Below are 20565 nucleotides of genomic sequence, written 5' to 3'. Positions count from 1 at the left end.
CCGCCTACGTAGGCGAGCCCCTTCGGGCCCTTTGCCATGATGCGCCAGGGGTCGAAGCTGAACACCGGCCATTCGATCAGTAGGCCCAGATCGACTCCGAGGCGCAAGGCCAGGATGCGCAAGTCCAGCGACGCGTGGAAGTTCCCGTAAGGATACGAGGTTAGCGCGATGAGCTTCGTGTTCAGATCGTTGCTGGAGCCGTAGATCGGCAGCAAGTGCTCGAATGTGAACTGAGTACCCCCAGTGTACACGTCTCCGGTGAAGCTCCAGCCCTCGGGAGACAGCGCCAAGGGCCAGTCGTGCCTCTGCTCCGCGCTAGCGGTGCACGTGACCAACACGCACCCAATCACGACGGCCGCTGTAGCTTCCCGGAGCAAGAATATCCGCAAGGGTCCAGCCCTTGATGTCCCCTCGAATCTACACCATTTGAGGTATTCATGGGTTCTTTCAGTCGCAGAATCGTCGACGGCCTGCTCCATGTGAGGTGAGCCACAGCGTACCTTGGACTACATCAAAGCTCGCCCCAGCGACTCGCTGCAAGGCGGGTCCAGGGAAACCCGTCCTGGAAACGAGCAATCGACAAGGCGTCCACGGAAGCACTGGTGGCCGCAAGGACCCTAGTGAGCTCGTGATTCGAGGGTGATGGCCAGGCACGGACGCCCGGCGCCGGGGCGGCGGCCACCGAAAGCCTCCCAAAAAACAGAACTCCAATTGAGCGTCAGACTGTGGCAGAGTAGCGTCCGCAGTTTGCAGGGCTCTTGCCAAGGTGGCTGCTGTATGGTTTTCATGCACGCGAATTCCTTGTGCATGAGTTGTGTCGTAGGTCGTGAGATCAAGCGCCGGAAGTGCGGGAATCGCCAGGTCCGGGCTTTGGCAACGTTCGTTGAATCGAGGTTGCAAACCTAGTTGGAGGTAGACAGCAATGACAAACGGATTGAGGAACAAGCTCGTGGGTATGGCGATCGCGGCAACTCTGGCCGGCTATGGGGTCGGTTGCGGTGGTTCGCAGGCCCCGGCCGCGGCAGAGCATGGCGGCAGCCATGACGAGCATGGCGGCGGCGAGCATGGCGGTGGTGAGGAGCACGGCGGCGGCGAGCATGGCGGCGGTGACGAGCATGGCGGCGGTGACGAGCATGGCGGCGGCGAGCATGGCGGCGGCGAGCATGGCGGCGGTGACGAGCATGGCGGCGGCCATCACGACTAGCGTAAACGTAGGGTAGTGCGTGGGGCGGCGGACGTACGACCTTGACCCAACCGTCTGTGGTCGTAACGTTCCGCCGCCGCGCCCGCCGCCTCGCCGAGGACGCTCCTGGGGCAACCGTTCACGGGGGTCTTTCGCTTCGACGACGGCTTGGTCCTCGGCTAGCGCGAAATTTGCGGTTCCGGCTGCGCGAGCGCGTCTTGCGTCGCGCTTTGGTCCCGCCAGGCCGACATTTCATGATCCGAAAGGGCATCATTCTCGCCGGAGGTACCGGCAGCCGGCTGTACCCCATGACCCGTGGCATCGGCAAGCAGCTGATGCCGGTCTACGACAAGCCCATGATCTACTATCCGCTCAGCGTCCTCATGCTGGCGGGTGTGCAGCAGGTGCTTGTGATCACTACGCCGCGGGAGCAGAGCCTCTTTCACGCGCTGCTGGGGGATGGAACGCAGTGGGGAATGCGTCTGCAATACGCCATCCAACCGAGCCCGGACGGAATCGCGCAGGCGTTCCTGATTGGGCGCGAGTTCATCGCAGGCGAAGGCTGTGCGCTGGTGCTAGGCGATAACATCCTGTATGGCCATGGCCTGCAGGGACTGCTAATGCGAGCAGCTGCGCAATCCGTGGGCGCAACGGTGTTCGGGTATTTCGTGCGAGACCCACGAGCCTATGGCGTGGTCGAATTGGCTAGCGATGGAACGGCGCTCAGCATCGAGGAGAAACCTTCGCAGCCCAAATCCAACTACGCGGTCACTGGCCTGTACTTTTACGACGAGCACGTGGCCGACATCACGGCAGCGCTCAAGCCCTCTGCTCGGGGTGAGCTCGAGATCACCGATCTGAACCGCCATTACATGAGCACAGGCACACTGCGCGTCGAGACCTTGGGTCGCGGTGTCGCTTGGCTCGACACGGGAACGCCTGACGCGTTGCAGCAGGCGGCAAGCTTCATCCAGACCATCCAGAAGCGCCAAGGGCTCAGGGTGGCCTGCCCAGAGGAGATCGCGTTTCGCAAGGGGTGGATCGATGCAGCACAGGTTACGGCGCTCGCGGCCGAGCTTGGACGCACCGAGTACGCGCGGTATCTGCGTGACGTCTTGGTCGAGGGCAAGTCCCTTACCAGGAGCCCTGCACTCGACTAGCAAAGTCATAAGGATAGCCGAGATCGAAAGCGCTGGCCTCGTCGAGCGCGGCCATACACGGTTCATCCAGCGCGAGGTCGGCGGCGACGAGATTGTGTTTGAGCTGATCGACGTCGCGAGCGCCGAATATAACCGACGTCACGTGTTTCTTTCCGAGCAGCCACGCCAAGGACACGCAGGCCGCAGTGCTTCCTGTTTCCTTGGCCACGGTTCCCACGGTGTCGAGGATGCGCCAGTTGCGCGCTGAGTCGAATTGCTTGTAGCGTTCCCGCCAGTGCTCGAGTCGACTTCCCGAAGGGGGGACCTGCCCCTGCTGGTACTTGCCCGTGAGAAACCCACCGGCGAGCGGTGACCAGGGCAAGAGCCCGGTGCCGAACCTACGGCACAGTGGAATGTGCTCGCGCTCCAGACTACGACAAACCAGGCTGTACTGCGCCTGAAGCGTGACGAAATGCGCCAGTCCATGCAGTCGGCTGAGCCACAGGCTGTCGCAGAGCCGATAGGCCGCATAGTTGCTGGCCCCGATATAGAGGATCTTGCCCTGCCGGACGAGATCGTCCAACGCCCGGAGCGTCTCCTGTTCGGGTGTCTCGATGTCTTGCATGTGTATTTGGTACAGATCGATCCGGTCCGTCTTGAGACGACGCAAGCTGTCTTCGACGGTACGCATGATGCGGTAGCGCGAGGCGCCCGACGCGTTCGGCCCCTCGCCCATGCTGAAGCGAAACTTGCTGGCCAAAACCACCTTGTCGCGGTGCTGCTCCTTGGCGAGCCATTTCCCAATGACACGCTCAGACAAGCCGTCCTGACCATAGACATCCGCGGTGTCTATGAAGTTCACGCCGGCGTCGAGCGCCGCATTCATGATGGCAAACGAGGTCTTCTCGTCCGTGCCCACCCTGTGCATGAACGATTCCTCATCCGCTTCACCAAAGGTCATCGCGCCCAGACACAGCGCCGAGACTTTGACGCCGCTGTCTCCTAGATTCCGGTATTGCATCGTTCGCCTCGCTGCCTTGTGCCAGGCTTCCGCCCCGGAGTCAAAGCGATGAGCCCACCTTGAGCCGTCAGTGAGCCGTCGGAGCCATCCAGAAGCAGCTGTGGTACAAGGATGGCTCGATGCCCCGTGCGGCCCACAAGCGCGCGACAAAGCGAAGCGCGCGGCTTTGCATGATCGGCGCGCTCGTACTCGCCCTCATGGCCTGCGCCAGCGACCAGGTGCACGTTGACCAGCAGCTTGCCGAGGCCGAATTCAACGTCGAAGGCATGACGTGTGGCAGCTGTGAGCGCCGCGTGCAGACGGCGGCGCGCTCGGTGCCTGGCGTCGTCGCCGCCAGGGCGAGTCATACCGATGCCCGTGTCTGGGTCACCTTCGATGCGATTGCGGGGCGACCGGAGCTGATTGCCCAGGCCATCCGGAAGGCGGGCTACCACGTTGAGACCATCAGCAAAGAGGATCCACCGCGCAAACGGTCGTCACGGTTCTGAGCGCGCCGGTGGTCGCATCCACCCTGCATGGCCCGGTCTCGACCGCTCGCTTGGGACCGGACATCAATACTGAGGTTCCCCGCTGGTGACCATGATACTGGAGGCGGTACCCAGCGGGGAACCCAAGGCCGCTTGGTGACAAGTCAGCAGCTACCTGGATCAAAACGGAGCAGGCAGCCCAAGCTTGAGGCTGTGAATGAACGAGAGGGAAACTAGCCCTGCAGGAACATGTCGTAGAGTGTAAGCAGGATCTCTACAACGATAAGTGCCACGATGTACCACTCGACCCGCAGGCTGCGTCGGTTTTGAAGTAGGTCGAGCGCCGTGCTGGCCGTGCCGGAAACCAGATCGAGCTTTCGCTCCAAGGCGAGCGCCCGTTCCCGCAGCTCGTACTCGTCTTCCAGGCGTGCGTAGAAGCGTTCGAGATCGGGCTCGTCCCATAGAAGATCAGGCTTTTCGACCACCTCCACGCGCCACACCATTCGCTGGCGGGCAAGCAGCGCCTCACCGATCTGCCTCAGCAGCTCCCTCGCGCTGTCGCGACCGTGCCCGCTCCCGCGCAAGCTCACCGCCAGCGGCTCGATGCATCAAACTCCAGACGCCGCGCTCGGCTCGGAGCGAGGTACGTACGGGGTCCCCGGTCGACCGTGCGTTCGTCAAGTGTAGCGCAAAAAAACAAAGGGGCCGTCCAAAGTGCGCGGATCTTTGCGCGCGGCGTCCGGGCGTGCGACACCAATGCGCCATGGCCACACCGAAGCCGCTTCCCGAGCAAGTCAGCATCGAGACCCGCGGACCCCTCGACAGTGACGTTCGCGTACCCGGATCCAAGAGCGGCTCCAACCGCGCGTTGCTCGCCGCGGGGCTTGCCGGCGGCGCAAGCCGCCTGACGGGCGTGCTACAAAGCGATGACCTGGACGTGATGGCCCGTGCCCTCGGAGCACTGGGAGTGGAAATCACGGTCGAGGAGGGGCAGACCTGGATCGTCCGGGGGGTGGCCGGCCAGCCTGCCGTGCCTCCCGCGACGCTCGACGTAGGGGCTTCGGGCACGGCCGCGCGCCTGCTGACGGCCGTCGCCGGCGCTCTGGTACCGGGCCCGGCGCGCATTGATGGAATCGCGCGCATGCGCCAGCGGCCCATCGCTGAGCTCGCTCAGGCGATGAAACCGCTGGGCTCACAGCTGCGGGTCGAGGGGCATGCCGGCTGTTTTCCAGTCTTCAGTCCCCAAGGAAGGCTCGTGGGGGGTACGACCACGATCGATGCTCGTCGCTCGAGCCAGTTCGTATCGGCACTGTTGCTGGTCGCCCCTTATGCGCAGCGCGACGTAATCGTTCGCCTCCAAGACGGCCTGCTCGCCTCGCGTCCCTACGTGCAGTTGACCCTCGACATCATGCAACATTTTGGGGCCCGCGCGCACTGGCGCGACAACCGCTCGCTCGAAGTCAAGGCCGGTGAGGTCTACCGGGCTGCGCCCTACCGTGTGGAACCCGATGCATCCACTGCTGCGTACTTCTTTGCGGCAGCCGCCGTGCTGGGCGGTCGTGTGCGAGTGCTCGGACTGTCCGGCAGCTCCGGGCAGGCAGACATGGGCGTGCTCGACGTGCTCGCAACCATGGGCTGCAAGGTCATCCGCGCCGCCGACCAGGTCGAAGTTTGGGGGCCCAGCGACGGCTTACGTCCAGTCGACGTCGACATGAACCGCTGCCCTGACGGTGTGCTCGCGGTGGCCGTTACGGCCGCGTTCGCCAGGGGGCCTTCCACGATCCGAAACGTGGCCAATCTCCGCATCAAAGAAAGCGACCGGCTGGCCGCGCTCGAACGCGAGCTCAACCGGCTGGGGGCTCACGCATCCAGTACCGCAGACTCGCTCACGATCAGCCCAGGCGAGCTCCGTGGTGTACGCATCGACACCTACCACGACCACCGCATGGCCATGGCCTTCTCGATAGCGGGTCTGCGAGTACCCGGCGTCATCATCCACAACCCGGCCTGCGTGTCCAAGTCGTGGCCCGAGTTCTTCGACGCTTTGGAGCGCTTGTAGCGCGCGTGGCGGCTATGCTCGCACACTCGTTTGCGTGCTCCCCCTAACGACGTCTACACGCTTGCGTCTGCCGCGACGCCCGTTGCCGTCTCGCCTGCGGCTAGCGTGCTCCGGTGGAGCACCGGGTTCCGCTTGGGCCCTGCGTTCCGTTCGGACATCGCCTGCAGGCTTAGCGGTGCGGCCCGGTTTGGCGTTGCCCGTGGATCGTTTGCGTGAGGGCTTGCCTGACGACAGCAACGTGGCGAGCTCTTCGGCGCGATCGGCACGCTCCCAGGTGAAGGTCTTCTCGGTGCGCCCGAAGTGACCGTACGCGGCGGTCTTTCGGTAGATGGGCCGCAACAGCTGCAGCGTATCGATCAAGGCAGCCGGACGGAAGTCGAACAACCTGGCCACCGCCGACGCGATCTTGTCGTCGTCCAGTTTCCCGGTGCCAAAAGTCGTGACGTAGATACCCATGGGCTTGGCAACGCCGATCGCATAGGCCACTTGCACCTCGCACTTCGAGGCCAGCTTGGAGGCGACGATGTTCTTGGCAACGTAGCGTGCAAAGTAGGACGCGCTTCGATCCACCTTGCTTGGATCCTTGCCGCTGAACGCTCCGCCACCGTGACGCCCCATCCCGCCGTAGGTGTCGACAATGATCTTGCGTCCCGTCAAACCGGCATCTCCGTGCGGGCCACCAACCACGAATCGACCCGTGGGATTGATCCAGAACCTGGTCTTGGTGTCGAGCATGTTCACAGGCAGCGTGGGGCGCACGATCGATTCAACCACAGCCTCTTTGACCTTCTTGTGGGAGACGCCCGGATCGTGCTGCGTCGAGAGCACCACGGTGTCCACACGCCGAGGCTTGCCGTCGTCACCATACTCCACGGTGACCTGGCTCTTGGCATCGGGCCGCAGCCACTTGAGCTCGCCGCTCTTGCGCAGCGCTGCCTGACGTTTCACCAGCTTGTGCGCAAGCATGATCGGCATGGGCATCAACTCGCGCGTTTCGTTGGTGGCAAAACCGAACATAAGGCCCTGGTCGCCTGCTCCCTGCTCCTTGCGCGCACCCTTGCCTACGTCAACGCCCTGGGCAATATCCGCCGACTGCGTCTCGAGCGCAGTCAGCACGCCGCAGGTGGCAGCGTCCATGCCAACGGACGAATCCGTGTAGCCGATCTCCTGTATGGTCCTTCGCACGATGCCGGGCACGTTGAGCGTGGCCGCGGTCTTGACCTCACCGGCTACCACTACGAAGCCGGTCTTGACCAACGTTTCGCAAGCCACTCGGGAGCCAGGGTCCTGGGCCAGGCAGGCATCGAGCACCGCATCCGAGATGGCATCGCAGATCTTGTCTGGGTGACCCTCGGACACCGATTCTGACGTAAACAGGTAACCAGCCATCGATTCTCCTCGCGACGCGCGCAGCCATGGCACCGCTGTGCCGCGGCATGTAGGGCCGAGGCCGCCGAGCCGCTGCGCGGGAGCCGCGTCACACCAAGTCAGAGCTTTTAGGGGCCCCCAGCCAGCCTGTCAATCATCGGCCCCCCCCGGGCTGCACCCTGCGGAGCCGAGGGGGATGGGATCGCGAGAGCACCGTGTCACCGCCGAAACGCGCGTCATCCTGCTCCATGTGGTCGACATTGTAATGTAGTCCGCGGCTCTCCAACCTGAAGCTGGCGCACTGAACGATCAGGTGGGCCACCTCGGCCAGGTTACGCAATTCGAGCAGGTCGACGGTTAGCAGATGCTGCCAGTAGTAGTCGCGAATCTCGTCCTGCAGCAGTGCGATGCGACGCGCGGCGCGCTCGAGACGCCGATCGGAACGCACGACGCCTACGTAGTTCCACATGAAGCGTCGAAGCTCATCCCAGTTCTGGCTGACGATGACCGCCTCGTGGCTCGGGGCCGCCTCGCCCACGTCCCAGTCCGGGATTTCCGGGAACGTTGGCGCAGACTCGTCCAACCCGGGCCCGCCTCGACCGGCTGGCGGGTAGCTCGCGACAAACGCCTCCGCCGTGCGCTTGCCGTATACGAGACCCTCCAGCAACGAGTTGGAGGCTAGACGGTTGGCACCGTGCAGTCCCGTGCACGCGGTCTCGCCTACCGCCCACAGCCCCGGTACGCTTGCTCTACCGTCCCGATCGACCATGACGCCACCGCACATGTAGTGAGCCGCAGGGACGACGGGAATGGCCCCCTGGGTGAAGTCGCAGCCGAAGCGCCGGCACTCCGCCAAGATATTGGGGAAGCGTCGGCGCAGGTATTCGGGCGAGCGTGCGCTCATGTCGAGCCACATGCAGTCTTCTCCCGTGCGTTTCATCTCGTGATCGATCGCGCGAGCCACCACGTCGCGAGGGGCCAGATCGGCCCTGTCGTGGTGTTCGCCCATGAACGCCGTTCCGTCGCGCCGACGCAGCACGCCGCCTTCGCCGCGCAACGCTTCGCTGATGAGGAAGCTCTTGGCGTGCGGGTGAAAGAGGCAGGTGGGATGGAACTGAAAAAACTCCATGTTGGCGATTTCGGCGCCCGCCCGGTAGGCCATGGCCACGCCGTCGCCGCTCGCCACATCTGGATTCGAGGTGTATAGGTAGACTTTGCCGGCACCACCCGTTGCGAGCAGTGTGGCGTGCGCCAGCAGCGTATGCACGGCGCCCGTGCTGCCATCGAGCACATAGGCTCCTGCGATCCGCGGCTCGGCGCCGTGTTTAGCCACGTTGATCAGGTCGATGGCCATGTGGTGATCGAGGAGGCGAATCCTGTCGCTCTTACGCACGGCGTCGAGCAACACGCGTTGCACCTCCCGGCCTGTCAGATCCGCCGCGTGCACCACGCGCCGAGCGCTGTGGCCGCCCTCGCGAGTCAGGTCGAGATCGCTGGACTGACCCTCCTTGGTGCTGAAAGCGGCGCCCAGCTCGATCAGTCCGCGCACGCGCGCCGGACCGTCCCGGATGACCATGTTCACGACCTCGCGATGCGCAAGCCCGCAGCCCGCCTCCAGCGTATCGCGCATGTGCAACGCAAAGGAATCGCCAGGGTCGAGCACTGCGGCGATGCCTCCTTGAGCACGAGCCGTGGCCGAATCGTCGGCCGTTCGCTTCGTCACCACCGTGACGTCGGCGTTGGCGGCGGCCTCCAACGCTGCGGTCAGTCCGGCGATGCCGCTGCCGATCACCAGGTAGTCGCTGTGGATGCGCATATCGGCTCCACGTGAGGCTGCGCTGATCGGCTGAGCCGGCCGAGTGGAAGCGAGCCCAGCGACGGCTGGGACTGGACTCTAGCACATTCACCTGGCGTCAGCGGCACCGGGGAGCCGGCAGCAATCCGGTTCACGCGGCTCGCGAACCCGGCGACCGATGCGGGCTCGCTGTTGGCGATCGGACGCTTGGGACGCTATCATACCGAGCGTGCGCTGGATGAGCCCAATGGCCTTGGCGGCCGCCATCGTCTCGTGGCCTGGTCAAGGGCAGGCGGACATCTACCGGCGCATCGATCGGCAGGGGGTGGCGCACTACACGAACGTGCGCCCGGCGAACGGCACGGGGTGGCGACGAATCGTGCGCAGCCCACGGCGTGCGAGCAGCCGGCCGCAGCATGCCGGCTCCCGGAGAGCATCCTTGATGCGACAACAGCGCTACGAGCCGCTGTTGCGGGAGGCCGCCGGACTGTACGAGCTTCCTCTGGCGCTCCTGCGAGCTGTCGCGCGCGTGGAAAGCAACTTCAAGCCTCATGTAGTGTCACCTGCCGGCGCCATGGGCGTGATGCAGCTCATGCCCGCGACCGCGGCCAGCATGGGCGTGCACGACCCCTTCGACCCCAGAGAGAGCATCCTCGGAGGCGCCCGCTACTTGCGCGTACTGGCCAATCTCTTCAACGGCGACGTGGTGCTCACCGTGGCAGCGTACAACGCCGGACACCGTGCCGTATTGCGCCATCACGGAGTGCCGCCCTACCACCAGACGCGCCGCTATGTACGCAGAGTGCTCACGCACTACCGTGCATACCGAGCGTCCGAGCGTCCGGAGGCTGACACCTCCGCAGACAAAACCTCGACTCGAGCTCAGCACGTTCGGCGGCTGCAATTCCCGGAAAGCCGGCATTCCGGCGTTGCTCCTCACTCTCAATGACACCACCATTAGTCGTCGTTGCGCCTTGGACTACCAGTTTTCGCGGGGATTTCGCTTCACCAAGAGTGCTGAGCTCGAGCCTGGAACACCGCGAGGGAGTGCAAGGGATCGATCTTGAAGGCGTTCCGTCGCACCGTGCGCTGCGCGTGTATGGCCCCGCTGCCTTGCCTCGCTGCTCTGGCTCCAGGGCCGCCCGCTGCGCATGCCCAGGCGGCCCACGTTCCAAACGCGCAGGCCCCGGCTGTCCAAACCTCGACCGCACAAGCCCGCAGCCCGAAGGCCCGAGCCAAGCAAGGGGCGGCTTCACCGCAGGCGCTTTCGGGATCGGGGCGCGCGACGATCTACCGCAAGCTCGTACGCAAAGCGCTCGGGCTCGCCCTCGAGGGCGACTACAAGACCGCGCTGCGAGCCCTCGACGAAGCGGTTCAGCGTGACCCGGGCAACCCTGAGGCCTTCTACTTTGCGGCCGAATTGCAGCGACTCAGGGGCGACCACATGTCCGCCTATCGGAGCTACGGGACCGTGGCACGCCTCGGGGCGGCCCAGGCAGATCTCGAGCTTCAAGCACGCGGCCTGTACGGGAGAGCACTGGTGCTCGAACACTGGCCCGCACGTTGGGTCGAGGCGCTCAGCGCCTGGAACGCGTATCTGCGTTTCGCGGCCGACAACCAGGTGCGTATGCACGCCGCCGCCGCCCGAGAGCGGGCCAGGGCGATCACCTTGGCGCTGCAGCGCCGCCGCGCCGCGGCGGGCGTGCGCCAACGCATACTCGATCCGCCCGGCTTGCCCGTGCCAAGAAAAGGGGGGGAACAAGCGCCGGACTCCGCGTCCTCAGGGCAGTAGACCCGCGGATCACGCATTCGTTCGATCCCGCCAGAGCCGACCCCACCCGAACCAGAACCGCCCCGAGGAGGAATCGCTACCGATTGGTTCCGACGTCACTTTGTCGCTTAGGGCCCGCGGAACAAGGTGCGTTCCAACCTTGCGCGCCCAATTCGTCGGGGATAGTTGCGTCAACTTGACCCGCTGCCGAGCGCGTGGATGCTTCTAGTTGCCGGGTGCGCATCCGGCCGGTCGGGCATCTTGGCGCGCCGAGTTGGCACCCGACTGACAAGACTGGAGTGTGCACATGCTTTGGTTATCGCCCAGAGGAGCTTTGCTAGCCGTTGCGATGGGAACGTCCCTGCTGAGCGCCTGCGGGGGCGGCGGCAACGACTGCAATCCTCCAAAGACGTTGTGCGGAACCAAGTGCGTCAACGTGAACAAAAACGAAAACCACTGCGGCGTCTGCGGCGTGCGATGCGCCCCTTCCACGATCTGCGAGATGGGGTATTGCGTCTGTCAACTGGGAAGGGACTGCCCGGACCCGAACGGTTTCGACGAAATGCAGTACCAGGCTGCCAAGCAGCTCTTCAACATGAACAAGCACGGAATGGCCGCCTTGGCCTTCGAGCAGTTCATCCAGCAGCATCCGCTTAGCATTCGGGTCGATAACGCCCATTTTTTCCTGGGCCGCTCCTACTTCTACCAGGGGAAGTTCATGCTGGCGCTCATCAACTTCACCCAGGTGCACGCTGCCGTGGGAAGCCCCCTACGGGACGAGTCCCTGATCTGGGCCGGACGTTCCGAATACCGCATGGGCGAGCGCGACCGCACCTCCGTTGACCCGCAAGGCATGACGATGGCCTTCATCCATTACACCAATGCCGAAGGGTTCTTCATGCAGCTGTTTGCCGAGCACCCGAACGTGAAAGGGCCGGACCTGCAGACCGCACTGTATTTCTATGCCATGTGCGCGTTCCGTCGGGCCGACTTCCCTACGGCGCTGCTCCGCTTCAACGACCTGCACCTAAGAGCGCCGCGCGGCATGTGGGATGACAATGCGGATTTCTTCATGGGCCGCGCCATGTTCGAGTCAGGCGATATCCCCGGCGCGATCCAACAGTGGAACTACTACCTGATGGTGCACACTACCGATCCCCGAGCCACGCATCTCGATGAGGCCAACTACTGGCTTGGCCGGGCGCACCACGACCTGCTGCAGTGCCCGCTCGCGCTCCCGTTCCTTACGACCGTGACCATGCAGTATCCCATGAGCCCGATGAAGGCCAGGGCCCACAAGTACAAGGTGCTGTGTTTCATGGCGCTCAACGATTGTCTCAGCGCCAAGACCGAGTTCGGCGTATTTCAGGCCCAGCACCCGAGGTCATCTCTGCTGCTCGAAACCCAAGGCCTGCTTGCGGGCGCCTGTCCATAGATAGAAGCAAGTTGCCCGCTGAGACCGGCGGTCGCACGCCCGCAACTGTTCAGGCCCCAGTCAGTCGCGTTTCGGGCGGTTTTCCGGGCGAGCGCGCCCGCAGGAATCGCCCGAGGAGTACTTCTGGTCCACGGATGCAGTTCAGCTGCAGCGCAGAGCGAGGACGAGCACGGAAGCCCCCCAGAAAACCGCCAGGAAAGCCGTCGTGCAAGCGTGGTCACCCCGTGAACAGTTACGCACGCCCGCCCTCGGGACAGCGTCCGTTTTGGAGGGATCGGCGACCCTCACCTCCCAGCTGCCGAGGCCTCTTCGCCGGCGGACGCCGCCGGATGTCGCCGATCACGCCAGCCCAAGGGTCCTAAATGCCTGAAATCATTGAACCGCTGAATCGGCATGCGGTGTGGATAGCTGGCGGGTATGTTAGCAACAGTCCACTGCGGTTCGCTGATCGGCGTGCACGCGCATGGTGTCGAGGTGCAGGTCTCCATCGGGCGCGGCCTGCCGGGTTTCGAGATCGTGGGGCTACCCGAAGCTGCCGTGCGCGAAAGCCGGGTCCGGGTCCTGGCCGCGATCGAGAACAGCGGCTTCGTGCTGCCACCGCGGAAGCTAGTGCTCAACCTGGCGCCTGCGGACCTGCGCAAGTCCGGCTCGTCCTTTGACCTCGCAATCGCCGTGGCCGCCCTGTCCGCGGCGGGCAGCTGTGCACCCAACAGGCTCGCGACGACGCTGATCGCGGGAGAGCTGTCGCTCGACGGAGCTGTCAGGCCCGTGCGCGGATTGCTCGCACAACTGCTGGGCGCAAAGAAACGTGGTCTCCTTGGGGCGATCGTGCCGCAGGCCAACCAGGTCGAGGCTGCGCTGGCCACCAATCTGGAAGTACGTTGCGCAACGCACCTGCGCGAAGTTGTCGCTTTCCTCAATGGGCTCGAGACCCTGCCGCAGCCGCGAACGTGCCCGAAGTCGCGGCCTGAGATACGAGAGGACTTTCGTGATGTTTGCGGCCAGCAGACGGCCAAGCGCGCCCTTCAAGTGGCTGCGGCCGGAATGCACAACGTTCTGCTCATTGGACCCCCCGGAGCCGGAAAGACCATGCTCGCACGCCGGCTTCGCTGGCTGCTTCCCGCGCCCAGCGCGGAGGAGGCCCAGGAGATCGCGACGATTGCAGGCGCCGCCGGCGAAACCCCAGCGGACCCCGGCGAACGGCCCTTTCGAGCGCCGCATCACACGGCGAGCGACGTTGCTCTGGTAGGAGGTGGCCAGCCGCTGCAGCCTGGCGAGGTGACTTTGGCACATCTGGGTGTCCTGTTCCTCGACGAGCTACCGGAGTTTCGCGTACCTGCGCTCGAAGCGCTGCGCCCAACCATGGAGTCTGGAGTCGCCGCGGTAGCACGGGTACAGCATCGCATGGTGCTGCCGGCTCGCCCGCTGGTCGTCGCCGCCATGAATCCCTGTCCATGCGGCTACGCCGGCGACCGAGCTCGCCTGTGCCGCTGCCCTCCCACCCGCATCGAGCGTTATCGCGCACGAGTCTCCGGCCCCCTGCTCGATCGCTTCGACATCCAGGTCGCGCTCCCCCCTGTTCGGCCTGCCAGCATGCGGCACCACGGGGACGGCGAAACCACCGCGTCCATGCAGCAGCGGGTCGCAAGGGCGCACGCTCGCCGGCGCCAGCGCCAACAGCGAAGCGAGTCCCGCCCGGCGCCGGAGCAAGGCGAGCTAGCCCGCCTGGGCGAAGAGCTTGTGCCCGATGCGCTGCAACTCTTGGAGCGCGGCGCCGAGACGCTGGGCCTCAGCGTGCGGGCCTATGTGAAGGCCGCTCGGGTCGCCCGTACGGTCGCCGATCTGGAGGGTCACGAACACGTCGAAGCCAGTGATGTGGCGGAAGCGCTTCAGTACAGGCTTCTCGATCGTACGAGATCCAACACAGCGTCGCCGCAGTCGCTGCGGCACGAACCCTCACTACCAGAGGAGAACGAAGCATGTCACTAAAACCCAAAGAACGTTTGAACGCACTTCAGTCCACGGTGCAAGCGATCGAAAAGCAGTTTGGCAGAGGAGCGGTAATGCTCTTGGGCCAGAGGAGCGCCGAGAAAATCGAAACCATCCCAACCGGTGCCGGCTCACTCGATCGGGCATTGGGGTGCGGAGGCTATCCGCGCGGACGCATCGTCGAAATCTACGGGCCAGAAGCAAGCGGAAAGACCACGCTGACGCTGCATGCCATTGCGAACTGCCAGCGGGCGGGAGGCACGGCGGCGTTTGTGGATGCCGAGCATGCGCTCGACGTGGGTTATGCCCGGGCGCTGGGAGTGCAGGCCGAAAAGCTCCTAGTCAGCCAACCGGATACTGGAGAGCAGGCCCTTCAGATCGCCGAGATGTTGGTGCGCAGCTGCGCCTGCGATCTAGTCGTGATCGATTCGGTGGCCGCTCTGGTGCCCGAAGCGGAGCTGCGTGGCGAGATGGGCGACACCCACGTTGGCCTGCAGGCGAGGCTCATGAGCAGAGCGCTGCGCAAGCTGACTGGTGTGGGGCACACGAGCGGGACCACGATCATCTTCATCAATCAGCTGCGCACGAAGATCGGTCAAGTCATGGGCTCGCCCGAAACCACCACCGGCGGGCACGCGCTCAAGTACTATGCCTCGGTTCGGCTCGACATCCGTCGCATCGGCCAGGTCAAGGTCGCCGATCGCGTGATTGGAAACCGTACCCGCGTGAAAGTCGTCAAGAACAAGCTGGCACCGCCCTTTCAGAGCACCGAATTCGACATCCGCTACGGTGTGGGCATCGATTCGGCCATCGACCTGCTGGAGGCGGCCGTAGGGCAGGGCGTCGTGAGCAAGCACGGAGCGTACTACGCCTTCGAGAGTCAGAACATCGGGCAGGGCCGCGAGCAGGCAAGACAAGCGATGCTCGATGACCCCCAATTGCGCGAGCGTCTCGAAGCGCGATTCAGCGAGGCACTGGCCTCCAAGGCCCAAGCCCCGCGCAGCACGAAAAAGGCGGCCTAATGCGCCGATCGGCGCTCTAGACATGTGCGGCGCGCGATAGTAGGCCCTGCGCCCGTGCCCGTTTTGGTCACAGGCGCAACCGGCTTTGTTGGTGCGGCACTCACGCGCCGCCTGGTCGCGGATGGTCGCGAAGTGCACGTCCTTGTGCGCGATGCGCAATCAGCCGCGTTGCCGGATCTGGCCAAGGCCGCGGTCCATCTGGGTAGCCTAGCCGATCCGAACCAACTCGCGCAGGCGGCTTCCGGCTGCGAGGCGCTGATTCACTGTGCGGCCGAGTGCTCCTCGCTAGCCTCGAACCAGACGTTGGGATGGACCAACGTTGCCGGTACGGAGAACGTTCTGCGCGCGGCGCGCCACAGCGGCTGCCAGCGCCTCGTCATGGTGTCGTGCGCCGATGTCACGCTGATCAACGCACCGCGTGTGCACTGGTCCGAGAATCGCAAGCTCTCAGAACAGCCCGCAGGCCTCCACGCGCGCAGCAAGCTGCTAGCTGAAGAACTCGCCCTGTGCGCGAGCAGCAAGACGCTGGGCGTCACGGCGCTGAGACCTGCGATCCTCTGGGGACCGGGCGACAACCACCTGCTGCCCGAGCTGTGCCGAACGGCAAGACACAACGGCATGTCGCTTGCCGGAAGCGGCCGCAATCTAGTTTCCACCACCTATATCGACAACTTGGTGCACGCGATCATCGCGACGCTCGCGGCCGCCCCCCAAGCAGTGGAAGGCAAAGCGTACTACATCACCGACGACGAGTTTCTCGAGTCGGCCGAGTTCTTTGGCATGCTGTGTGAGAGTGCCGGACTCCCGCTCCCTCGGCGCGGCAGCTACCTGATCGCCTACGCCGGCGCGTGCGTGAGGCAGTGGCTGCTGAAGGACCCGGCCAGCCGCGCAGAAGTAATCCGGCGCGGCAGAAGCTACCATTTCGACATTGGCGCGTCGCTGACCGATTTCGGCTACCGGCCGCAAACCTCAGTTGGGGACGGTATGCGGGCGGTGCACGCGTGGGTGAACGAGGTGGGCGGCCCCGAGATCGTCGCCCGCCGACTGCGTTCCGTTCCGGTAGAACCGCAGTGAAGAGCTCTAGTCCGCAACCGAGTCTGCTCCGTGATCGCTCAACCTGGATGCACGCCGCCGGCTGTCCCGGCCCGCAGGCTAGTGGCGGCCCTGCCACCCGCCGATCACCGCTACCGTTGCTCCCTTCCGGGCCTGGCGGGGTTGACGGGCCGACGGCGGCAGGACCATGGACGTTTGCTGACTGAACCTAAGCACCGACCGTGATGAAAAACAAGTCCGCGGCGGAGAGGGCGGGATTCGAACCCGCGGTACCCTCACGGGCACACACGATTTCCAGTCGTGCACCTTCAGCCACTCGGTCACCTCTCCAGGATCGACGAGCCCTGCGGAAACCAGACTGCCAATCGCGTGGGGGCTCTCCGTCACTCGCTAGCGGGTTGCTGGCTCATACGGCCGGCGGAGAGCGTGGGATTCGAACCCACGGTACCCTCACGGGCACACTTGATTTCGAGTCAAGCGCCTTCAACCGCTCGGCCAGCTCTCCGCGGCCGACCTTAGCAAAGGCCATTTGACTGTCAACGACGGCTTTCCTTGTTTCACACATACGAAAGCCAGTCACGTAACCGTCAGGCTCGGTGAACCGTTGCGAAGTCAGTGTGCATTGCCGGCGTGGCGTTGTTCGTTGTTGACGCGTGCGGTCAAAGCCGCTAGGAAGCAGCGAGCCTTGCATCTGTAGTCAGCGGCACGCTAGGCCCGTTTTCGGCTGCATCGCACCTGCGCACCGTTACAGTCATGCTGGGGTCCGGGTCAGCTCGTTCGGTGGAGCTTGGGGCCCCGCCAGTTGGGTCCTCGCCTGTCCTTCGCGGACAGGCACTGGCAGGCCGCGGGCGTTGACAACACACAGTCGCGAGGACACTGATTGATGCAAACACGCTCATCGCCAGATCGCCAACATCGCTTTCGCCTCGTGAAGCCGGGCGATGAAGCTGTGGAGTTAGCGGGCAGCTCGGCAGCTAGCAACTTCGCGTCGGACGTCAGAGCCGGACTGGCGGCACACCCCAAGCGTCTACCGTGCCGTCACTTCTACGACGCCGAAGGCAGTCGATTGTTCGAACAGATCTGCAGGCTGCCTGAGTACTACGTGACCCGTGCCGAGCGTGCGATCCTCAGCCAGCATGCGAGCACGATCGTGGCTGGGCTGCCGCCCGAAGCGCAGCTCTGGGAGCTGGGAAGCGGCAATGGCGACAAGACGCGCCTGCTCATTGAAGCGCTCGTCCGCAAGCAGGTTTCGCTCCGCTACGTGCCGATCGACGTCTCGCAATCGGCGCTCGAGCAGACGGCCGCCCTGCTCGAGAGTTTCCCAACGCTGTCGATCCGTGCACTGCAAGCAGAGTACGACGCCGCGCTCGCGCTCGCGGTCCAGACGCTCACGGGTCCGCGTCTAATTGCCTGGCTTGGCTCGAGCATCGGGAATCTAGATCGGGATCAGGCCGCTGCTTTTCTGGGAACGCTGCGGGCACGCTCCGCGACGCGCGACGCCCTGCTGGTGGGGTTCGACTTGCGCAAAGATCGGCGAGTACTCGAGGCCGCGTACAACGACGCGAGCGGCGTGACCGCACGCTTCAACCTCAATCTGCTGGCACGCATCAATCGAGAGCTCGGTGGGCGCTTCGATCTCGGTAGTTTCGAGCATCGCGCACGCTACGATGTCGATGCGGGACGCGTGGCGCTCCATCTGATCAGCAAAAGGAAACAGCGAGTCCCGATCGACAAGCTCTCCCTGCGCGTGGAGTTCGATACCGGTGAGGCAATCCACACCGAGGATTCCTACAAGTACTCGATCGACGAGATTGCCCGTTTGGCCGAACGCGCCTCGTTCGCCGTCAAGGCATGTTTTCAGGACGCTGACGGACTCTTCTGCAGCGCGCTGCTGACCCCACCGTATTGCTGACGCCCACCGCATTGCTGACGCCCACCGCATTGCTGACGCCCACCGCATTGCCGATTCCCACCGCATTGCCGATTCCCACCGCATTGCCGATTCCCACCGCATTGCTGACGCCCACCGCATTGCCGACCCCGCTGCGGCATTAGGCGCGGCGCTGCGAGCGACGTACGCGGCATGCCCTTGCCGGCGCCGCCAGCGGAGGCAGGTGGTGGATCGCGGCCATCATAAGCCCACCACCCGACGCAGCCCCCAGGCGCTCGGACAGGTTTTTGCGGTTTTTGGGCAACAGCCGGCTGCCAAGGCCGATGACTGCAGCAAACGCTCGGGCTAACCGAGCATCGCACAAGGAGACGACCCATGAACACGATACGCAGGCTTTTCAACGACTCCCGCGGCATGTCTACCCTCGAGTACGGAATCCTGTTCGTTCTCATCGTCGCCAGCACAGTTGGGCTATGGCAGACCGCTGGCACGCATCTTGTCAAGCAGCTCAAGGACTCCAACAAGGAGTTCAAGGCCGAACTCAAGAGGATTCGCTAGCTTAGCTTGGTGGTGACACCTAGCAGCTCACCAGCCACACACCATGTCCTTCGAGTACGTCGCATTGATGCTGCTGGTAGCGCTTGGTTTGGGAGTCGCTGCAAAGAGCCTGGGAGTCCCGCTGCTCGAAATGCACGACTACGCGAGCACGATTCTGTTGCTGCCCGTGCCCTGAACCAACGGGGACCATAGCCCGGGCGCGCTTTGGTGCCCCGCACAAGTAGCGCTGTCGCATGCCCAAAAGACAAGAACCGTGCTGCGGCGACCTTTGCGGCCCCAAGGCCAGACCGTGCCCCCAACGAGAACGAAACCGCAATCCAATGACCACCGAGACCCTCAACATCATCACCCTCTTGGCCGCCACCGTGCTTAGCACGGTGGCGGCCATCACCGACACCCGTACGGGTCAAATACCCAACTGGCTAACCTTGCCCCCACTCGTTGCATTGCCCTTGCTCAACGCACTATGCAGCCCCTCTCTGGCTCTCGACTCCGTGCTGAGCGCTGCGCTTTGCGGCTTCGTGCCCCTAGTGTCTTTTAGGCTTGGTGCGATGGGAGGTGGTGACGTGAAGCTCTTTGCGGCACTAGGTGCCAGCGTCGGCACCCAGCACGGTCTGGAAATCCAGTGCCTGTCGGTGGCTCTGGCGGCCCTGTACGGCCTGGCCCTGCTTGCCTTTCGCGGAGAGCTTCTCAGCGCCATGGGTAGCATCGTGTTGCGTCCCGTGTTGCTGCTGTTGTGCCCGCAACGACTACAAGCGCAGCGCGCGGTCTCACCGCTCAGCCTGCGCCTCGGGGTCCCAATCTTCGTGGCCACCGTGCTCGTGCTCGCAGCACATGGATCCGTGCCCGGCCACATCCTGTGAGGACCAGCATGCCGCTTCAACACGCCCCAGCTCCTCTGCACGGAGGTTCTGACCGGTTGGCGTCGAGAGCTGGCGTTTGCTGGTACCGCAACAGCGAAGGGGGCATCTGCGTGGAATTCGCGATCGTCCTCGTCCCTCTTTTGCTGTTCGTGATGGGAATCGCCCAACTCTGCTTGCTCTATGCGGCAAAACTGGTGGTACAGCACGCCGCGACCACGGCAGCGCGAGCGGCCATCGTGGTGCTGGACGACGAACCAAAGCACTATGGGGGGACACCCCGAGGCACACTCGAAGCTTCCGCAACAAGCCGCTACGAGCCTCGAGGGGGCACACCGGGCGGAACGAAATCGCTAACGAGCCTACTCAGCACCGGCGTCGCAACCGGCGGGGGACGCCGAAGCGCGATCCAGCACGCCGCACACCTACCGTTGCTGTCGGTTGCTCCGGATTACCGTCGGATTCTCACCGACCGCCATCGCAACGTCCGGGCTGCCATCGGTGACCACGGCGCGACGCGACTGGTCGGCGGCATGCTTTATACTCGCGCCGCTGCTGCGGTCACGTTCCCGAATGGTCCAGCCGCTTCGGACTTTCACGGGCTTAGCTACGGCCCAAGCGAAGAGATCACCGTACGGGTCACGTTTCTCTTTCCGTGCGTGGTGCCGCTGGCTTCCGCATTTGTCTGCACCGAGGGACGCCGGCTTCTAGCGGATTCAGCGCGCAGCGCGTCGGGCCTGGGTTCGTCGAACACCGGCACCGGCCGCCAGCGCAACGCGGGCTCAGGCCGTTCTTCGGAGCCAGACCCAGCGCTAGCTTGGCAAAGCATGAAGGAGCTCAAGCGAGTCTCGTCGCCGGCGCTGTTGACGCCACTGCTCATCTCGGGCAGGCGTTTCGCGATCCTGCGCGCGGAGGCGACCCTTCCGAATCAGGGAGCGAGCTATGCGCGCTAGT

The 20565-nt window shown here is 64.3% G+C and carries 17 protein-coding genes, 2 tRNA genes, 1 other RNA gene and 2 pseudogenes; 14 read left to right on the top strand and 8 right to left on the bottom strand.

Features of this window, described 5'->3' with window-relative positions:
- Positions 1-350: hypothetical protein (locus MJD61_15410; protein ID MCG8556653.1), on the bottom strand; the 350-nt coding region annotated here is incomplete at its 3' end.
- Between the two features lie 599 nt (positions 351-949).
- On the opposite strand from MJD61_15410, the gene MJD61_15405 reads away from it, so the two are divergent.
- Positions 950-1204, top strand: a complete 255-nt coding sequence (locus tag MJD61_15405; protein MCG8556652.1) for a hypothetical protein — start codon at positions 950-952, stop codon at positions 1202-1204.
- Between the two features lie 233 nt (positions 1205-1437).
- Positions 1438-2343 carry a glucose-1-phosphate thymidylyltransferase RfbA gene (rfbA, locus tag MJD61_15400; protein ID MCG8556651.1) on the top strand — a complete coding sequence of 302 codons (906 nt, stop codon included), beginning with the start codon at positions 1438-1440 and terminating at the stop codon, positions 2341-2343.
- Here the strand turns inward: rfbA and MJD61_15395 are convergent.
- Entirely contained in the window at positions 2318-3343 is a 1026-nt protein-coding gene (locus tag MJD61_15395; GenBank protein MCG8556650.1) for an aldo/keto reductase, read from the bottom strand. The two genes, rfbA and MJD61_15395, sit on opposite strands and share 26 nt — an antisense overlap.
- Positions 3344-3462: 119 nt before the next feature.
- Between MJD61_15395 and MJD61_15390 the strand changes: the two genes are divergently transcribed.
- The gene (locus tag MJD61_15390) at positions 3463-3831 is read left to right on the top strand and encodes a cation transporter (protein ID MCG8556649.1); all 369 of its coding nucleotides are present in this window, start codon (positions 3463-3465) and stop codon (positions 3829-3831) included.
- Positions 3832-4043: 212 nt separating this feature from the next.
- Here MJD61_15390 and MJD61_15385 read toward each other — a convergent pair.
- Positions 4044-4364, bottom strand: a pseudogene (locus tag MJD61_15385) (RMD1 family protein).
- A 209-nt stretch (positions 4365-4573) separates the two neighbouring features.
- On the opposite strand from MJD61_15385, the gene aroA reads away from it, so the two are divergent.
- Positions 4574-5869 (top strand): 3-phosphoshikimate 1-carboxyvinyltransferase, encoded by a 1296-nt coding sequence (aroA, locus tag MJD61_15380; GenBank protein ID MCG8556648.1) that lies wholly within the window; start codon positions 4574-4576, stop codon positions 5867-5869.
- Between the two features lie 243 nt (positions 5870-6112).
- On the opposite strand, the pseudogene metK reads toward aroA, so the two are convergent.
- A pseudogene (gene metK, locus MJD61_15375) lies at positions 6113-7258 on the bottom strand (methionine adenosyltransferase).
- A 133-nt stretch (positions 7259-7391) separates the two neighbouring features.
- Complete coding sequence (gene nadB, locus MJD61_15370) at positions 7392-9053, bottom strand: L-aspartate oxidase (protein MCG8556647.1); 1662 nt, start codon at positions 9051-9053, stop codon at positions 7392-7394.
- A 226-nt stretch (positions 9054-9279) separates the two neighbouring features.
- On the opposite strand from nadB, the gene MJD61_15365 reads away from it, so the two are divergent.
- The 6 genes from MJD61_15365 (at position 9280) to MJD61_15340 (ending at position 16323) form a co-directional block, all read left to right on the top strand.
- Positions 9280-9981: a lytic transglycosylase domain-containing protein gene (locus MJD61_15365; protein MCG8556646.1), complete on the top strand. Its 702-nt coding sequence runs from the start codon at positions 9280-9282 to the stop codon at positions 9979-9981.
- A 114-nt stretch (positions 9982-10095) separates the two neighbouring features.
- Positions 10096-10824 carry a hypothetical protein gene (locus MJD61_15360; protein MCG8556645.1) on the top strand — a complete coding sequence of 243 codons (729 nt, stop codon included), beginning with the start codon at positions 10096-10098 and terminating at the stop codon, positions 10822-10824.
- Positions 10825-11152: 328 nt separating this feature from the next.
- Positions 11153-12238: a hypothetical protein gene (locus tag MJD61_15355; protein ID MCG8556644.1), complete on the top strand. Its 1086-nt coding sequence runs from the start codon at positions 11153-11155 to the stop codon at positions 12236-12238.
- A gap of 417 nt (positions 12239-12655) precedes the next feature.
- Entirely contained in the window at positions 12656-14227 is a 1572-nt protein-coding gene (locus MJD61_15350) for a YifB family Mg chelatase-like AAA ATPase (GenBank protein MCG8556643.1), read from the top strand.
- Positions 14218-15249 carry a recombinase RecA gene (gene recA / locus MJD61_15345; protein ID MCG8556642.1) on the top strand — a complete coding sequence of 344 codons (1032 nt, stop codon included), beginning with the start codon at positions 14218-14220 and terminating at the stop codon, positions 15247-15249. The genes MJD61_15350 and recA overlap by 10 nt, the downstream gene beginning before the upstream one ends.
- 54 nt (positions 15250-15303) lie before the next feature.
- On the top strand, positions 15304-16323 hold the full coding sequence (locus MJD61_15340) for an NAD-dependent epimerase/dehydratase family protein (protein MCG8556641.1): 1020 nt from the start codon (positions 15304-15306) through the stop codon (positions 16321-16323).
- Between the two features lie 80 nt (positions 16324-16403).
- On the opposite strand, the gene ffs is transcribed toward MJD61_15340, so the two are convergent.
- From ffs to MJD61_15325, 3 genes are all read right to left on the bottom strand, one after another.
- Positions 16404-16492: signal recognition particle sRNA small type (gene ffs / locus MJD61_15335), an RNA gene on the bottom strand.
- Between the two features lie 53 nt (positions 16493-16545).
- Positions 16546-16632: transfer RNA gene (locus MJD61_15330), tRNA-Ser, on the bottom strand.
- 88 nt (positions 16633-16720) lie between these two features.
- A tRNA-Ser gene (locus tag MJD61_15325) sits at positions 16721-16807 on the bottom strand.
- A 378-nt stretch (positions 16808-17185) separates the two neighbouring features.
- Here MJD61_15325 and egtD point away from each other — a divergent pair.
- The 4 genes from egtD to MJD61_15305 all read left to right on the top strand — a co-directional run bounded on the left by egtD (position 17186) and on the right by MJD61_15305 (position 20564).
- A complete protein-coding gene (egtD, locus tag MJD61_15320; protein MCG8556640.1) occupies positions 17186-18214 on the top strand; it encodes an L-histidine N(alpha)-methyltransferase in 1029 nt (342 codons plus the stop codon).
- A gap of 354 nt (positions 18215-18568) precedes the next feature.
- Complete coding sequence (locus MJD61_15315) at positions 18569-18751, top strand: Flp family type IVb pilin (GenBank protein MCG8556639.1); 183 nt, start codon at positions 18569-18571, stop codon at positions 18749-18751.
- Positions 18752-19071: 320 nt separating this feature from the next.
- Positions 19072-19614: an A24 family peptidase gene (locus MJD61_15310; protein MCG8556638.1), complete on the top strand. Its 543-nt coding sequence runs from the start codon at positions 19072-19074 to the stop codon at positions 19612-19614.
- Between the two features lie 56 nt (positions 19615-19670).
- A complete protein-coding gene (locus MJD61_15305; GenBank protein ID MCG8556637.1) occupies positions 19671-20564 on the top strand; it encodes a pilus assembly protein in 894 nt (297 codons plus the stop codon).
- The last annotated feature ends 1 nt before the right edge of the window (position 20565 follow it).

It is taken from the genome of Pseudomonadota bacterium, from assembly GCA_022361155.1.
Lineage (GTDB): Bacteria > Myxococcota_A > Polyangia > Polyangiales > JAKSBK01 > JAKSBK01.
The sequence above is the reverse complement of the archived record's forward strand: the minus strand, read 5'-3'. Positions and strand labels throughout refer to the sequence as shown.

Excerpts from the sequence above, each read along its gene's own strand:
- MJD61_15390 (MCG8556649.1), top strand. The coding sequence starts at position 3,463 with ATGCCCCGTGCGGCCCACAAGCGCGCGACAAAGCGAAGCGCGCGGCTT.
- MJD61_15355 (MCG8556644.1), top strand. The coding sequence starts at position 11,153 with ATGGGAACGTCCCTGCTGAGCGCCTGCGGGGGCGGCGGCAACGACTGC.
- recA (MCG8556642.1), top strand. The coding sequence starts at position 14,218 with ATGTCACTAAAACCCAAAGAACGTTTGAACGCACTTCAGTCCACGGTG.
- MJD61_15310 (MCG8556638.1), top strand. The coding sequence starts at position 19,072 with ATGACCACCGAGACCCTCAACATCATCACCCTCTTGGCCGCCACCGTG.
- egtD (MCG8556640.1), top strand. The coding sequence starts at position 17,186 with ATGCAAACACGCTCATCGCCAGATCGCCAACATCGCTTTCGCCTCGTG.
- MJD61_15365 (MCG8556646.1), top strand. The coding sequence starts at position 9,280 with ATGGCCTTGGCGGCCGCCATCGTCTCGTGGCCTGGTCAAGGGCAGGCG.
- aroA (MCG8556648.1), top strand. The coding sequence starts at position 4,574 with ATGGCCACACCGAAGCCGCTTCCCGAGCAAGTCAGCATCGAGACCCGC.
- rfbA (MCG8556651.1), top strand. The coding sequence starts at position 1,438 with ATGATCCGAAAGGGCATCATTCTCGCCGGAGGTACCGGCAGCCGGCTG.
- nadB (MCG8556647.1), bottom strand. The coding sequence starts at position 9,053 with ATGCGCATCCACAGCGACTACCTGGTGATCGGCAGCGGCATCGCCGGA.
- MJD61_15395 (MCG8556650.1), bottom strand. The coding sequence starts at position 3,343 with ATGCAATACCGGAATCTAGGAGACAGCGGCGTCAAAGTCTCGGCGCTG.
- MJD61_15350 (MCG8556643.1), top strand. The coding sequence starts at position 12,656 with ATGTTAGCAACAGTCCACTGCGGTTCGCTGATCGGCGTGCACGCGCAT.
- MJD61_15315 (MCG8556639.1), top strand. The coding sequence starts at position 18,569 with ATGAACACGATACGCAGGCTTTTCAACGACTCCCGCGGCATGTCTACC.